The organism is Mesorhizobium sp. M0019 (assembly GCF_040323975.1).
Taxonomy (GTDB): Bacteria; Pseudomonadota; Alphaproteobacteria; order Rhizobiales; family Rhizobiaceae; genus Mesorhizobium.
Genome location: NZ_JAMYVK010000009.1, coordinates 1 through 14975 on the forward strand (window position 1 = coordinate 1; position 14975 = coordinate 14975).

General features: G+C 63.7%; 14 protein-coding genes. 8 read left to right on the top strand and 6 right to left on the bottom strand.

Annotation, left to right across the window (positions count from 1 at the left end; all coding sequences use genetic code 11):
• Positions 1–288 precede the first annotated feature (288 nt).
• Positions 289–1263 carry a WD40 repeat domain-containing protein gene (locus tag NKK47_RS09110; RefSeq protein ID WP_352568390.1) on the top strand — a complete coding sequence of 325 codons (975 nt, stop codon included), beginning with the start codon at positions 289–291 and terminating at the stop codon, positions 1261–1263.
• Positions 1264–1271: 8 nt separating this feature from the next.
• Here the strand turns inward: NKK47_RS09110 and NKK47_RS09115 are convergent, their stop codons facing one another.
• Positions 1272–1595 carry a hypothetical protein gene (locus NKK47_RS09115; RefSeq protein WP_352576251.1) on the bottom strand — a complete coding sequence of 108 codons (324 nt, stop codon included), beginning with the start codon at positions 1593–1595 and terminating at the stop codon, positions 1272–1274.
• Positions 1596–1880: 285 nt separating this feature from the next.
• On the opposite strand from NKK47_RS09115, the gene NKK47_RS09120 reads away from it, so the two are divergent.
• The 3 genes from NKK47_RS09120 to NKK47_RS09130 all read left to right on the top strand — a co-directional run bounded on the left by NKK47_RS09120 (position 1881) and on the right by NKK47_RS09130 (position 5508).
• Positions 1881–3263: an aspartate aminotransferase family protein gene (locus tag NKK47_RS09120; RefSeq protein ID WP_352568393.1), complete on the top strand. Its 1383-nt coding sequence runs from the start codon at positions 1881–1883 to the stop codon at positions 3261–3263.
• Positions 3264–3277: 14 nt separating this feature from the next.
• A complete protein-coding gene (locus NKK47_RS09125; protein ID WP_031211659.1) occupies positions 3278–4699 on the top strand; it encodes a glutamine synthetase family protein in 1422 nt (473 codons plus the stop codon).
• An 86-nt stretch (positions 4700–4785) separates the two neighbouring features.
• Positions 4786–5508, top strand: a complete 723-nt coding sequence (locus tag NKK47_RS09130) for a UdgX family uracil-DNA binding protein (protein WP_280952098.1) — start codon at positions 4786–4788, stop codon at positions 5506–5508.
• Between the two features lies 1 nt (position 5509).
• Here the strand turns inward: NKK47_RS09130 and NKK47_RS09135 are convergent, their stop codons facing one another.
• The 4 genes from NKK47_RS09135 to NKK47_RS09150 all read right to left on the bottom strand — a co-directional run bounded on the left by NKK47_RS09135 (position 5510) and on the right by NKK47_RS09150 (position 9882).
• The gene (locus NKK47_RS09135) at positions 5510–6775 is read right to left on the bottom strand and encodes a glycerate kinase type-2 family protein (RefSeq protein ID WP_352568394.1); all 1266 of its coding nucleotides are present in this window, start codon (positions 6773–6775) and stop codon (positions 5510–5512) included.
• Positions 6772–7275 (bottom strand): heme-degrading domain-containing protein, encoded by a 504-nt coding sequence (locus NKK47_RS09140; protein WP_352568395.1) that lies wholly within the window; start codon positions 7273–7275, stop codon positions 6772–6774. Before NKK47_RS09140 ends, NKK47_RS09135 begins: the two co-directional genes overlap by 4 nt.
• A 74-nt stretch (positions 7276–7349) precedes the next feature.
• Positions 7350–8663 (bottom strand): guanine deaminase, encoded by a 1314-nt coding sequence (guaD, locus tag NKK47_RS09145; RefSeq protein ID WP_023676231.1) that lies wholly within the window; start codon positions 8661–8663, stop codon positions 7350–7352.
• Position 8664: 1 nt separating this feature from the next.
• Positions 8665–9882 carry a urate hydroxylase PuuD gene (locus tag NKK47_RS09150; RefSeq protein ID WP_352576253.1) on the bottom strand — a complete coding sequence of 406 codons (1218 nt, stop codon included), beginning with the start codon at positions 9880–9882 and terminating at the stop codon, positions 8665–8667.
• A 140-nt stretch (positions 9883–10022) separates the two neighbouring features.
• Here NKK47_RS09150 and NKK47_RS09155 point away from each other — a divergent pair, with 140 nt between their 5' ends.
• The 4 genes from NKK47_RS09155 (at position 10023) to dps (ending at position 13916) form a co-directional block, all read left to right on the top strand.
• Positions 10023–10943, top strand: coding sequence for a LysR family transcriptional regulator (locus tag NKK47_RS09155; protein ID WP_023676229.1), 921 nt, complete (start codon positions 10023–10025; stop codon positions 10941–10943).
• Positions 10944–11018: 75 nt separating this feature from the next.
• Positions 11019–12032 carry an LLM class flavin-dependent oxidoreductase gene (locus NKK47_RS09160; RefSeq protein WP_031211656.1) on the top strand — a complete coding sequence of 338 codons (1014 nt, stop codon included), beginning with the start codon at positions 11019–11021 and terminating at the stop codon, positions 12030–12032.
• Positions 12029–13282 carry an LLM class flavin-dependent oxidoreductase gene (locus NKK47_RS09165; protein WP_023676227.1) on the top strand — a complete coding sequence of 418 codons (1254 nt, stop codon included), beginning with the start codon at positions 12029–12031 and terminating at the stop codon, positions 13280–13282. Before NKK47_RS09160 ends, NKK47_RS09165 begins: the two co-directional genes overlap by 4 nt.
• A 145-nt stretch (positions 13283–13427) precedes the next feature.
• Positions 13428–13916 (top strand): DNA starvation/stationary phase protection protein Dps, encoded by a 489-nt coding sequence (gene dps / locus NKK47_RS09170; RefSeq protein WP_023676226.1) that lies wholly within the window; start codon positions 13428–13430, stop codon positions 13914–13916.
• Positions 13917–13924: 8 nt separating this feature from the next.
• Here the strand turns inward: dps and xdhC are convergent, their stop codons facing one another.
• The gene (gene xdhC, locus NKK47_RS09175) at positions 13925–14914 is read right to left on the bottom strand and encodes a xanthine dehydrogenase accessory protein XdhC (protein WP_023676225.1); all 990 of its coding nucleotides are present in this window, start codon (positions 14912–14914) and stop codon (positions 13925–13927) included.
• Positions 14915–14975: the final 61 nt, after the last annotated feature.

A 14975-nucleotide genomic window follows, 5' to 3' on the forward strand; every position in this document is an offset into this window, starting at 1 on the left:
AACGCTTCCACGCCATCGCCGAGGGCTTCGCTCTTGCAAATCCAAACTAATCCCCGCCAAATCAGATGTGTGCGCACGCTAGCCCCTTGTGGGAGAAGGTGGCCGAGCGTAGCTCGGTCGGATGAGGGGTGCTCCAGCTTGGCATCGACGGCGCTCGTTCCAGCACCCCTCATCCGTCTTGGCGCTGCGCGCCAATCCACCTTCTCCCACAAGGGGAGAAGGCGGAGCCTCGCCGACAGCCCGGCGGGGTTAGATGACAAGCAGAAATCTCGAACGGAATGATCTCTCATGCCGACAGTCGCCCCGCTCGATCTCGAAGGCCACTGCCTCGCCGCCGTGTTTCTCGGCGACGTGCCGCATTTTGCGCTGGCCGACGGCACAATCCATTGGCTCGACCACGGCCACAAGACGGTGCAGGCCAATGACGGAATGCTCGCCGCCTTCCATGATGCGGCAAACGACCGACTGATCACCGGTGGTGAGGACGGCAGGATCTTTGCCGTGACCCCAGGCGGCAATACAACGGAATTGGCGACCGCAGGCAAAAAATGGATAACCAGCGTCGCCGCCGGGCCGCAAGGCGCTGTTGCCTATGCTTCGGGCAAGATTGCCTATGTGCGCTTTGCCGACGGCAAAACCAGGGAATTCTCGCATCCGCGCTCAGTCGAGGGGCTTGCCTTCTCGCCCAAGGGCATGCGCTTCGGCGTTGCCCGCTACAATGGCGCGACGCTGCACTTCCCGGCTGCCGACGGCAAGCCGGTCGAGCTCGAATGGGCCGGCGCCCACACCGGCATCGCCTTCTCGCCGGACGGCGGCTTCGTCGTCACCACCATGCAGGAAAACGCGCTTCATGGCTGGAAGCTCGCCGACGGCAAGCACATGCGCATGTCCGGCTACCCCGGCAAGGTGAAAAGCCTATCGTGGAGCGCCAAGGGCAAATGGCTGGCGAGTTCCGGCGCGCCGGCGGCGATCGTCTGGCCGTTTTCCGGCAAAGACGGGCCGATGGGCAAGGCGCCGCTGGAACTCGGCACGCGCGGCAATGCGATGGTCACCTCCGTCGCCTGTCACCCGAGCCAGGACGTCGTTGCTATCGGCTATGATGACGGGATGGTGATGGCGGTGCGCTTCGCCGACGCCAAGGAAGTGCTGTTGCGCCGGCCGGGCAAGGGCGCCGTCACTTCGATGATGTGGGACAAGGAAGAGCGCCGCGTCGCCTTTGGCAGCGCTGCGGGCGACTGCGGCGTCATCGATATTTCGGCGTAGCCTGTTACTTACTCGGCTCCGCAAGATACTTTGCCGGTCAATTCAGCCTGCTTGCCGTCCTTTTCGGCATCGGCCGTTACATCATGGATTGAGAGCAAATAGCGACCGTCATAGACGCCTTCGTCGCTGGCCTTGGTCAGGATCGCCAGTTCGACATAGCCGTAGGCGTTTTCGACCAGCCGTTCGTGGTAGACGAGCAGCCGCAATTCCTTGTTGTCGAGCCAATATTGCGTGAGGTTCTGATCCTCGAACAATGTCTCGCGCAGACTGTCGCCAGCCGGCCTGCCCAGAATCTCGAGCTCGCCGCTAAAATTGAAGGTCGGCCCGCCCATGCCTCTGGTGATCCCGGCACCGACCTGAAATTTGACGGCTGCATCCTCGGCGGAACACCAGATGCCGCCGGACGCCAGAGCCGCACCGACGACAGCAGCGTTGCTGCGCAGACGATCGCCCGCACCATCTTATGCCCTCCAGCCGAAGTACCATTGGCGCCCGAAGGCGGCTCGCGGTCAAGCGCCTGTTTTCATTCAAATGACCGCTGACCCAACACAGGGCAGCCGCCCGGCCAATTGCGGTGGCGGATGCCGATTGTCTAAAGTGCGACTGAGAGGGCCGCCATGAACGTCATGAACCATTCAAAGACTTGCATCGGCGGCATCGGCCCGGCCCGGATCGTCGAGTTGCGCGCGACCGAGGCAGAAGTCTTCCGCCGGGCGCGGCCAAAATCGATGGCGAAAATCGGCAATGGCCTGCCCGGCTTCTTCGGCGGCGTGCCGATGCATTGGATGAACGACTGGCCGACGCCATTCCCGATCCTCGTCGATAGTGCCAGGGGCGCCATCATCAGAGATATCGACGGCAACCGGCTCGACGATTTCTGCCTTGGCGACACCGGTTCGATGTTCGGTCATTCGCCGCCGCCGGTCGCACGCGCCATCCGCAGGCAGGCCGGACGCGGCCTGACCTACATGCTGCCTGCCGAGAACGCGCTCGCCATCGGGCCGTTGCTGCAGCAGCGCTTCGGTTTGCTGTCGTGGCAGATCGCGACGACGGCGACCGATGCCAACCGCTTCGCGCTGCGGGTTGCCCGCGCCGTTACCGGCCGGGAGAAGATACTGGTCTTCAACGGCTGCTATCATGGCTCGGTCGACGAGACGATGGTGCGGCTGGTCGCCGGGAAAGCGGTGAATCGACCGGGACTGGCCGGCGAGTTCCGCGACCTGACGCGGGCGACTGATGTCGTCGAGTTCAACGATCTGCCGGCGCTCGACGCGGCACTCCGGGGCAACGATGTCGCCTGCGTCATCGCCGAGCCGGTGCTGACCAATTCCTGCATGGTGCTGCCCGAAGCCGGCTTTCATGATGGCTTGCGGCGTCTCACCCGTGCGACCGGCACGCTGCTTCTAATCGACGAGACGCATACAATCTCGACCGGTCCCGGCGGCTATACAAGCAAATACGGGCTGGAGCCGGACCTGTTCGTGCTGGGCAAGCCGATTGCCGGCGGCGTACCGGCGAGCGTCTGGGGCATGAGCGAAGACGTTGCGGCCCGCTATGCCGCTTATATCAGCCGGAAAGAGCCCGGCTACTCCGGCATGGGGACAACGCTGTCGGCCAATCCGCTGCAATTCGCAGCGATGCGCGCCACGCTCGAATACGTCATGACCGACGAGAACTACAGCCATATGGACCATCTGGCGCAGCGGCTCGACGCCGGGCTGACCGCCGTCATCGATCGCTATCGTCTGCCCTGGCATGTTGCTCGCGTCGGTGCCCGTGTCGAGTTCATCTGCGCGCCGGGCCCGCTGAGGAACGGCGGCGAAGCGGAAGCTGCGCACGTGCCGGAGCTCGAGGCGGCAATCCATGTCGCGCTGGTCAATCGCGGCGTGCTGATCGCACCCTTCCACAACATGATGCTGATCTCTCCTACGACCAGCGCCGCCCAGGTGAACCGGCTGATCACTGCCTTCGGCGCGGTTGCGGCAAAGCTTACGGCGTGAGACAAGCTTGCGGCATGAAACAAGCGCCCAAGCAAAGTTTGAACCTGGTCACGGCATCCCCTTCGGGCTCGACGCCCGCCGAGGCGCAGGCCTTTCTCGACGCTCATCCCGAGATCGAAGCGTTCGACATCGTGCTGACCGACGCCAATGGCGTCGGGCGCGGCAAGATCGTGCGCCGGCATGAGTTGATGAGCATCTACGAGGGGGGCCGGCACATGCCGATCTCGATCCTCGGCCTCGACATCACCGGCGAGGATGTTCACGAGACCGGGCTGATCTGGACGACGGGCGACGGCGACCTGCGGGCGTGGCCGATCCCCGGCACACTGGTGCCGCTGTTCGCCACCCAGCCGCCGCGCGGCCAGGTGCTGATGGCGATGTACCATCTCGATGGCCAGCCGATGTCGTCCGACCCGCGGCTGGCACTCGCCCGCCAGGTAGACATCCTCGCGGCCAAGGGCCTGCATCCGGCCGGCGCCTTCGAGCTCGAATTCTTCCTGCTCGCCAACGAGCGCGATGCCGAAGGCAAGGTGCAGCCGGCGCACGCGGTGCTTGACGGACGCCGCTCGGCCAAGACGGAGGTCTATTCCGTCGACCATCTACACGGCATGGAGCCGCTGTTTTCCGACATCTACGCCGCAGCCAAGGTGCAAGGCATCCCGGCCGAGACGGTCATCTCGGAATATGCGCCCGGCCAGTACGAGCTGACGCTCAACTACCGCAAGGATGTGATGCGGGCGGCCGACGATCTCGTGATGCTCAAGCGACTGGTGCGGGCGCAGGCGCGCCGTCATGGTGTCACCGCTTGCTTCATGGCCAAGCCGATCGAGAAATATGCCGGCTCGGGCATGCATTTTCATGTCTCGCTGCTGGATGATGCCGGCAAGAATGTCTTTGCCGAAACCGGCGGCGAAAGCTGGTCGCTGCCGCTGCTGCGCGGCCTCGGCGGACTGATCCAGACGATGGCGGAATCGATGCTGGTCTTCGCGCCGCATGCCAATTCATGGCGGCGCTTCGTCTCGCAATCCTATGCGCCGGTGGCGCCGACCTGGGGCGTCAACAACCGTTCGGTGGCACTGCGTGTGCCGGCCGGCGATGCCAAGAACCGCCGCATCGAGCACCGGCCATCGGGCGTCGACGCGAATCCTTACCTAGTGGCAGCAACGGTGCTGGCCGGTGTCGTCAAAGGCCTCGACGAAGGCCTCGATCCCGGTCCCGAAACCACCGGCAATGGCTACGAATCGGCCGTCACGCGCACGACGATGCCGGTCGACTGGCGTGCCGCGATCGAGGCGGCAAGGGCGTCGACCTTCCTCAAGGGCGCATTGGGCGAAGACCTGCACCGGACGTTCGTGGCGATCAAGCAGTCGGAATATCTGCGCGTGGCGCGCACGGTCAGCGAACTGGATTATCACCTCTATCTGCACGAGGTGTAGGGCATCACATCGTCGGCCATCCGCCGGTGAAGGCCCATGCGGAATAATTTCAACGGAACCTTCGGCGGGCTTTGCTCATTGCGTGTCTGATTGCAGGAGCGAGCAAGGCCGCCTTAGTCATGATCGCCAGGATGCAGACAACCCCGACGCCGCACCATGCCAAAGTGCAGGCAAGACGCTTGCCTGCAAGCAAGTCTCCGGAAACGACAGAAATCGACGCCAGGACGATTCCTGAACTGCGCGAAACGGCCAAGATCTGCCGCCGCTGTCCGCTATGGCACGACGCCACGCAGACCGTGTTCGGTGAGGGCCCTGATAAAGCTAAGGTGATCTTCGTCGGCGAACAGCCGGGCGACCAGGAGGACCTGGCGGGCAAGCCCTTCGTCGGTCCGGCGGGCAAGGTGTTCGACGCGATCCTGGACGATGCCGGCGTCGATCGGCTGAAAGTCTACGTCACCAACGCGGTCAAGCATTTCAAGTTCGAGCCGCGCGGCAAGCGGCGCATCCACTCCAAGCCAAACGCCGGCGAGGTGCAGGCTTGCCGCTGGTGGCTCGACAAGGAAATCGATCTGATCAAGCCCAATCTGGCGGTGGCGCTCGGCGCAACGGCGGCGCAGGCGCTGCTTGGCAAGGTGGTGCCGATCATGAAGATGCGCGGGGCCGTCGTGGAGCGCGACGATGGCTTGCGTGTCTTCGTCACCATCCACCCGTCCTTCATCCTGCGCATTCGCGAGCCGGCGGACAAGCAGGCAGAACGCGACCGGTTCCTGCAGGATATGAGAGCGGTGAAAAAGCTGATGGCCGCCTGAGCTATTTGATCAATATCGCCCGGAGATCGTTGACGTTTGTGCCGGTCGGACCGGGTACGAAAAGGTCATCTACGGCATTGAATGCCGTCCAGGCGTTGTTGCCGGCAAGCATGGCCTTGGCATCGACGCCCGCCTTATGCATCCGCGACACTGTCGAGCCGTCGGCGAAGGCGCCGGCATTGTCTTCCGAACCGTCAATGCCGTCGGTGTCGGCGGCCAGTGCGTGGACGCCCGCCATGCCGCTGATCCCAATGGCGAAGGCGAGCAGGAATTCCGAGTTGCGGCCGCCTTTGCCTTTCGCGCGCAAGGTCACGGTCGTCTCGCCGCCCGACAGGATCAGCACCGGTTTTGCGAATGGCCGGTTGCGCGTCGCCACTTCGCGCGCGATTGCGGCGTGGACGCTGCCGACCTCACGCGCCTCGCCCTCGATGGAATCGGAGAGAATGACCGCTTCGATACCTTGGTACCTGGCTTCGGCCGCAGCCGCTTCCAGCGATACGCCGGCCGAGGCGATCAGATGTACCTCGTTGCGGATAAAACGCGGGTCGTCCGGACGTGGCGCATCGGCGGCCGGCGAATTGATGTGCGCCATCACTGAAGCCGGTAGTTTCATGTCATAGGCGGCGATCGACGCTAATGCATCTTCGCGGCTGCCTATATCCGGCACGGTCGGACCAGAAGCGACCAGAGCCGGATCGTCGCCCGGAATATCAGAAACAACCAGCGAGACCACCTTGGCAGGATAGGCGGCGGCCGCCAGCCTGCCGCCCTTGATCGAGGACAGATGTTTGCGGATGGTGTTCATCGCGGCGATCGGCGCGCCGGAGGCGAGCAGCGCCTCGTTGACGGCGATCTCGTCGGCTAGCGTCAGACCTTCGGCAGGTGACGGCAGCAGCGCCGAGCCGCCGCCCGAAATGAGCGCCACGACGAGGTCGTCCGCAGTCAGTCCCTGGACTTTTTCGAGCAGCCGCCGGGAAGCTTCGAGCCCCGCAGCATCCGGCACCGGATGCGCCGCCTCGATGATCTCGATGCGCCGGCAGGCCGCGCCATAGCCGTAGCGGGTGACGACCAAACCTTCGATCGGCCGGTCCCACACTTTCTCGAAAGCCGCCGCCATCTGCGCCGAGCCTTTTCCTGCACCGATGACGATGGTCCGGCCCTTCGGCCTTGCCGGCAAATGATCCTTGATCGACCTCTGGGGATCGGCGGCGGCAACGGCGGCGTTGAAGATCGAAATGAGGAAAGGCTTGGGATCTACCTCTGTCATTTTGCTTCCGCCGGCAATGCCAGCTCGCGCGCGTCGATGCGGAGATGCTCACACAGCGTATCCACGACCACTCCGTGGTCCTCGCGCTCCGGTAGACCGGAGACGGCGATCACGCCGATGACGCCAGCGCCCTTGACAGTGATGGGAAAGCCGCCACCGGCCAGCACATAGTCGGCAATGTCCAGCCCCTCGCCGGGCTTGAAGCTGCGGTCGGGGCGCTGCTGCTCCAGCACAATGCGGTAGGTGCTTTTCAAGAACCGCCGCACGACGTTGATCTTGCGCCGCGCCCAGTCCGGATTGGAGGCGTTCGAGCCGGGCATTGCCGCATAGAACAGCGGCCGGTCGAAAGTTCTGATATCGACGATGATCGGCAGGTTTTTCTTGAGAGCCCGGTCGCGGATCGCCGAGCCGATCTCGAAAGCGACGGCTTCATCGAAGGCCGAAAAGACAAGCGTGGCTTCCTGTTTCTTGATCAGAGCGATATCGTCCGCAACGGCCATGTCGTTCCCCTGTCGATCTCGCCTGTTGCTTTGGCGGATGGCTGCCGCCCGGTCAAGCCGGCCGCATACGACGGCTACACCCCTATATCCGCCTTGGCCGCCCGGCCGGCGACATAGACCTCGCGCACGGCGCGGTCGTCGCCGAGCGTCTGCAGCAGAAACAATTCCTCGGCGAGCGTGTCCGCCGTCTCCACCCGCAGCCGCATCGCCGGCGTGGCGCGGGCGTCGAGCACGATGATATCGGCGTCGCTGCCTTCCTCCAGGGTGCCGATCTTTTCCGCAAGCGACAGCGCCTCGGCATTGCCGCGGGTCAGCTGCCAGAAGGACTGGAACGGATTGAGCTTCTCGCCGCTCAGCGCGATCACCTTGTAGCCCTCGTCCATGGTGCGCAGCATCGAATAGTTGGTGCCACCGCCGACATCGGTGGCGGCGGCGATGCGAAGCGGCTTCTGGCGGCGGCTATAGCGCTGATAATCGAACAGGCCCGAGCCGAGAAACAGGTTGGAGGTCGGGCAGAACACCGCCACCGAGCCGCTATCCGAAAGCGCATCCGCCTCGCGTTCCGACAGGTGGATGCAATGGCCGAACAGGCTTCTGCGCCCGAGCAGCCCATAGTGTTCGTAGATGTCGGTGTAGTCCCGCGTCTGCGGGTACAATTGCTGCGTGAAGGCGATCTCGGCGTGGTTTTCCGACAGATGCGTCTGCATGTGCAGATCAGGATATTCGCGGCAGAGCGCGCCCGCCATCTCCAATTGCTCGGGCGACGAGGTGATGGCGAAGCGCGGCGTGATGGCATAGTGCTGGCGCCCCTTGCCGTGCCACTCATCGATCAACGCCTTGCTGTCGTCATAGCCCGATTGCGGCGTGTCGAGCACGCCGTCCGGCGCGTTGCGGTCCATCATCACCTTGCCGGCGATGTTGAGCATGTTGCGGTCGTGCGACTCGGCAAAGAACGCTTCGGCAGATTCCTTGTGTACCGAGCAATAGGCCGCGACTGTCGTGGTGCCATGCCGCAATACTTCATCCAGGAACAGCCTGGCGATACGGCGGCCATGCTGGGCGTTCTGGAATTTTGTCTCTTCCGGAAAAGTGTAGGTGTTCAGCCAATCGAGCAGCTCGGCGCCGAAGGAAGCGATGACCTGCATCTGCGGAAAATGTGCATGCGCATCGATGAACCCGGGCAGCAGCAGATATGGCCTGTGGTCGATCTTTTTTGTTCCCGCGCCAGCCTTTTTCTCGACCTCGGCATAGGCACCAGCGGCAACGATCCTGCCGTCGCGCATCAGCAGGCCGCCATCTTGCTCGTAGCGCCAGGCGGAATGGTCGTCGATGGTTTCTGGCCAGCGCAAAAACGACAGCGTGCGGCCGCGCAGCAGCGTGCTGGTCATGCTATTCCCCCGCGCCTTCGAACCAGGCTACCAGCAGTGCCCGTTCCTTGTCGGTGATCTGGGTGACGTTGGCGGGCGGCATGGCGTGGCTGCGTCCGGCCTGCAGGTAGATCTCGCCGGCGTGCTCGGCGATGCCGGCATCGGTATCGAGCATCACGCCCTTAGGTGCGTGGTAAATGCCCTCGTAGGACGGCTCCGCCGCATGGCACATCGAACACCGGCCAAGCACCGTATCACGCACGGCGGGAAAATGTGCCGAGGCGACGTAGACCTGTGCCGCCGAGGACGTTTTGACTTCGCCGGTCAGCAGCTTCGGTGCCGTCGACAGCCAGATGATGACGACGAACAGGACGGCGGCGGCCAGCCAGGTCCAGGTCGGATTCCCTTTGCGCGCATGCCTGGTGTTGAAATAGTGCCGGATCAGCACGCCGATGATGAACACCAGCGAGGCGATGACCCAGTTGAACTCTGTGCCGAACGCCAGCGGATAATGGTTCGACAGCATCAGGAACAAAACCGGCAGCGTCAGGTAGTTGTTGTGCAGCGAGCGCTGTTTGGCGATCTTGCCATATTTCGGATCGGGCTTACGGCCGGCGATCAGGTCGGCGACGACGATCTTCTGGTTGGGGATGATGACCATGAAAACGTTGGCCGACATGATCGTCGCAGTGATGGCGCCGAGATGCAGGAAAGCGGCGCGGCCGGTGAACAGGTGGGTCAGGCCCCAGGCGATGAACACCAGCACGCCGTAGAGCACCAGCATCAGGCCGGTGTCGCTGTTGCCAAGCGGCGAACGGCACAAGAGATCGTAGACCACCCAGCCGACGCCGATCGTCGCCAGCGACAGCAAGATGCCTGTAGGCACCGACATGGCAAGCACATTCGGATCGATCAGGAACAGGTCCGCCCCGGCATAGTAGACGACGCACAGCATGGCGAAACCCGACAGCCAGGTGGCGTAGGATTCCCACTTGAACCAGGTCAGATGCTCGGGCATCTCAGCCGGCGCCACCAGATATTTCTGCACATGGTAGAAGCCGCCGCCATGCACCTGCCATTCCTCGCCGAAGGCTCCGGCAGGCATGCCCGGACGCTGGCGCAGCCCGAGATCGAGCGCGACGAAATAAAAGGACGATCCAATCCAGGCGATACCGGTGACGACGTGCAGCCAGCGCACGGCGAAACTCAGCCAATCCCAGAATATCGCGAAATCCATCATGAAAAAATCGTCCCTGCCGATCCACTGACTTTACGGACTGGAGCGCAAACGGAAAGAGCCGAGCTGCACGATGACTTTCAAAAAAATTTGGAAAATACTAGGCTCGTTACACGCTGCCACATGAGAGCCACGGAAGCCGCATGGCCTATCTCGACAACATCGCCGTTTTCGTCCGCGTCGTCGAGCTCGGCAATTTATCGGCGGCTGGGCGCGACATGCGCATTTCGCCGGCGGTCGCCTCTAACCGGATCAAGGAGCTCGAGAAGCACCTGGGAGTCAGGCTGTTCAACCGCACGACGCGACAATTGATGCCGACCGAGCACGGCACGGTGTTCTACTCTGGCGCCAAGCAGGTGCTGGAGGCGGTCACCGAGGCGGAAGCGGCGGTCAGCGCGTTATCCGGCCAGCCGCGCGGCACCATAAAGGTGACAGCGCCGCTCGGCCTCGGGCGGCGGCTGGTAGCATCCGGAATCCCGGATTTCCACGACAGGTACCCAGATATCGAGGTGCGGCTCCGGCTTTCCGATCACAATGTCGATATCATGAAGGAAGGCATCGACGTTGCGTTCCGGCTGGGCATTATCGAGGATTCCAGCCTCAGGATGCGCGGCATCATGGAGTGCGAACGCGTGCTGGTAGCGGCTCCGCAATATCTGGACGTGCGCGGCGAGCCGAGCGAGCCGCAGGAGTTGATCGGCAAGAAACACGATTGCCTGATGCTGCGCTATTCCGGCGCGCGCGAATATGTCTGGACGCTGCAGACGCCGAATGGGCCGCAAAAGTTCGAGGTGCACGGCCCCTACGATACCGATGATGGCGACGTGCTGACCGGCTGGGCGCTGTCCGGCCGCGGCATCATCAACAAGCCGCGCTTCGAGGTCGAGCCGTTTATCCGCGACCAGCGGCTGAAGGTGATCCTGAGCAACACGCCGCCGACGCCGGTGCAGTTCGCCGCCGTCTACCCGCACAAGAAGCTGCAGGATCCGAAGGTGCGGCTGCTGCTCGATTTCATGGCCGAGCGCTGCCAGCGGCTGATCAGGGATATTCTGGCCGGCAAATGATCGCCGGCTGGCCGGTTGCTTTCCGTCCAGCCGGCGAGATAATTCTCCAGGAATCTCGCTCAACAGGGAAAAGCGATGGCCAACGGCGCCACAATGTGTCTCGCCGTTTCACTGTCTCCGGAAGCCGCCCCTTCCCATCCGCCCGACGCCGGCCCGGACTTCAGTCTGCTGACGCGGTTCGTGCAAGAAGCCGAAGCGGCCGGTCTGGACATGGTGTTGCTGGGCGATTCCGCACCGGTTGCAGGCGGGCCGAACCGCCAAATGCGATTCGAAGCAACGACCTTGGTGGCAGCGCTGGCGACGGTGACAAGCAGGATCGGCCTCGTCGCGGCAGCGTCGACGGTCGCCCACCAGCCCTACAACCTCGCACGCCGTTTCGCCTCGCTCGATATCATCAGCCATGGCCGCGCCGGCTGGAACGCGAGCATGTTTCCCGATCCGCGCGAGGCGGCCAATTTCAGCCGACCGGAAGGGTTTTCCGGCGACGATTTCCGCCTGCGCGCCGAGGAATTCATCGGCATCGTGCAAGGCTTGTGGAAAGGCTGGGACGCAGACGCGCTGCTGTTCGACAAAAGTGGCGGCCGCTTCTTCGATCCTGAAAAGATGCATTTGCTCGACCACAAGGGCGAATATTTTTCCGTGCGCGGGCCGCTCAACGTGGCGCGGTCGCCGCAGGACACGCCGGTGCTGGTCATGTCCGGCCTGTCCGAGCCCGACACGGATATCGCCGCCCGCACCGCCGATGTCGTCCTGCTGGATGAGGCATCGATCGAGCCGGCGAAGGCTGGCGATCTGAAGCGCCGTGCGCTTGCCTTCGGGCGCAGTCCGGAGGCGCTGAAAGTGCTGATGAACGTTACCGTCAGCGCCGAAATAACCGCCGCGCCGGACCTGTTTGCGGACGGGCTCGAAGAGTGCTTTCGCTCGAAAGCCTGCGACGGTTTCAACATCGCCATGCCGTTCACATCGGCGCTCGACGATTTCGTCGGTCTCGTGCTGCCGGAGCTTCGCCGCCGCGGCCTTGACCGGTCCGGCTACAGCGCGGCGACACTGCGCGCCCATCTCGGGCTTGCAGGGGAGGATCGGCAATGAGCGCCGGTCGAGGCCAGATGAAGCTCGGCGCCTTCCTGTGGGCGACAGGCCACCACATCGCCGCCTGGCGCCATCCGCAGGCGCATGTCACGGCTGGCATCGACATCGACCATTACGTCCAGTTGGCGCGGACGGCGGAAGCAGCCAAGTTCGACATGATCTTCTGCGAGGACGCCGCCGGCGTGCGCGAGGCCAATGTCGACATCGCCAGCCAAACGTCGCGCTCGATCGGCTTCGAGCCGATAAGCCTGCTTGCCGCGCTCGCCGTCCAGACGGAGCGCATCGGCCTCGTCTCCACGGCGTCGACGAGCTATAACGAGCCTTACGGACTGGCGCGGACCTTCCTGTCGCTCGACCATCTGAGCGGCGGCCGAGCCGGCTGGAACCTCGTCACTTCGGCGAGCCAGATCGAGGCCGCCAATTTCGGCTCGACCGGACTGCGCCCACATGCGGACCGCTACGAACGCGCGCGCGAATTCGCTGCCGTGGTTACCGGCCTTTGGCGAGGCCAGGGTGGACACGAAGGCAGAAGTTTTTCGGTGCGCGACCCGCTCGATCTGCCGCGCTCGCCACAAGGTGCACCGGTCATGGTTCAGGCGGGAGCGTCGGATGAGGGCCGCGATCTTGCCGCCCGGACCGCCGATGTGGTGTTCACTGCGGCGCAAACATTCGAGGAGGCAAAGGCCTTCTACGACGACCTCAAGGGACGGCTGGCGCCCCATGGGCGCGAGCCGGAGGACGTCAAGATCATGCCCGGCGTCGCGCCGGTCGTCGCGGCAAGCGAAGCGGAAGCCCGGGCAAGACATGATGAACTGCAGGAGCTGATACCGGACGATGTCGGTGTCGCGCTGCTTTCCAGCTATCTCAGCATATCCGATCTCGCGCGCTATCCCATCGACGGACCGCTGCCCGAGCTGCCGGCCAGCGAAGGCATGCAGAGCCGGCAGGCGCTCGTCATCGAGCAATCCCGCCGCGACAAGCTGTCCATTCGCCAGCTTGCCCGTCATTTCGCCGGCGCGCGCGGTCATTGGCGCGTCGTCGGAACTCCGGCCCAGATCGCCGACCAGCTCGAGGCACGCTTCGAGGGCGGCGCGGCAGACGGTTTCAACGTCATGCCATCCTATTTTCCCGGCGAACTCGAAGCCTTTGCCACGCTTGTCGTGCCGGAGCTGCAGCGGCGCGGGCTTTTCCGGAAGGATTATGAAGGTAGCACGCTGCGCGACCATCTGGGCTTGAAAACGCCGGCGTAAAACGACGAGCGGAACGAAAGTCGGAGATCGCCGTTTTGGGATGCTGTGCCGCGGCGATGAGGCGTCTGCGCGCATATTCGATTGACCATCCCAAACTTCGCCCTCTTTTCAAACCACGCGGACGCAACCGCCACAGGAGCCGATCATGGATGCCATCGCCACCCGCAATGACCTGCAATCCAATGCCAAGAAAGAGTGTATCGATCTTCTCAATGCCCGCCTCGCCGACGCCATCGATCTGGCCTTGATCACCAAGCAGGCGCACTGGAACGTCAAGGGACCGCAATTCATCGCCATCCACGAGATGCTCGACACGTTCCGCGAGGAGATCGACGGCCATGTCGACACCATTGCCGAGCGCGCCGTACAGCTCGGCGGCACGGCGCTCGGCACCTCGCAGGAGGTGTCGAAGGCGACTATGCTGGAGGCCTATCCGACCGACATCCACAAGACCCGAGACCATCTGGCGGCGCTGATCGACCGCTATGCCGCAACCGCCAAGCGGGCACGCGCGGCGATCGACGAGGCGGCTGGCGCGGGCGACGCCGACACCGCCGACATCTTCACCGCCTATTCGCGCTCGCTCGACAAATTGCTGTGGTTCCTTGAGGCGCACACGCAGGAGAAGGAATAGCCAAAACGTCAGCCAGCCATCGCCTTGCGGTGAGAGGCTTTGGACTGAGCGGACGGTGCCGCCGCATGGCCGGCCAACGCTGTCATAATCTCGGCTACGGCGAGTGCGGCGATCACCTGCGGGCGCTTGTCCTTAACGGCATCGCCGCCGATCGGCGAGACGAGGTGGGCAAATTCCGCCTCGCTTCCGTCCGCCGATTTCAGGAACCAGTTCCGGAACGTCGCCTTCTTGGTTCTGGAGCCGATCATGCCGACATAGGCGGCATCCCGGCGTTTCAGAGCCTCGGCGACGATCAGGAAGTCCAGCGCGTGGTCATGTGTAAGGACGACGAAGGCGGATCCAGCCGGGGCTTCGCGCACCATCGCCTCAGGCATCGGCGTCAGCTTGGTTTCGACCGCTTCCGGCATGCCTTTGAGCGCCTCGGCTCGCGTCTCGACAACGACGACATGCACCGGCAGCAAGGCCATCGCGGAGGCCAGCGCCTGGCCGACATGGCCGCCCCCGAGGATGTAGACATGCGGTCGCTGCGCTTCCTCGGTTTCCGCCGCCGCAACCAGCTTGGCTTCAAGCGCGGGGTCGACTAGCTGGATCAGCAGCTCGACCCTGCCGCCGCAGCACTGCCCGATGTCCGGGCCGAGCGCGATGTCGAGGGTGGCGCGGATATCCCTCCCCCTTGAGGGGAGGGTGGCGGCGAAGCCGCCGGGTGGGGTCGCCGCGGCAGTGCTCGACGCGCTGGCGGTACCTTCTGAGACGACCCCCTCTGGCCGCTCCGCGGCCATCTCCCCCTCAAGGGGGGAGAAAAGCATCTGTCGCGCTTTGTCGATCGCCATGTATTCGAGCTGGCCGCCGCCGATCGTACCGAAAGTGGCCGATCCTGAGACGAGCATGAAGGCACCCGTCTCGCGCGGCGTCGAACCTTTTGTCCGGGCCACCTCAACGAAGGCGACCCGGCCGGCGCCGGCAAGAAAGGCTTTCAGGCTCTGCACTTTCGCGTTCATCATTTGCGTTCCCTATCGGGAAATATAGAGTTTTTCGGCCTGAATTGCACGTTTTCCGGGA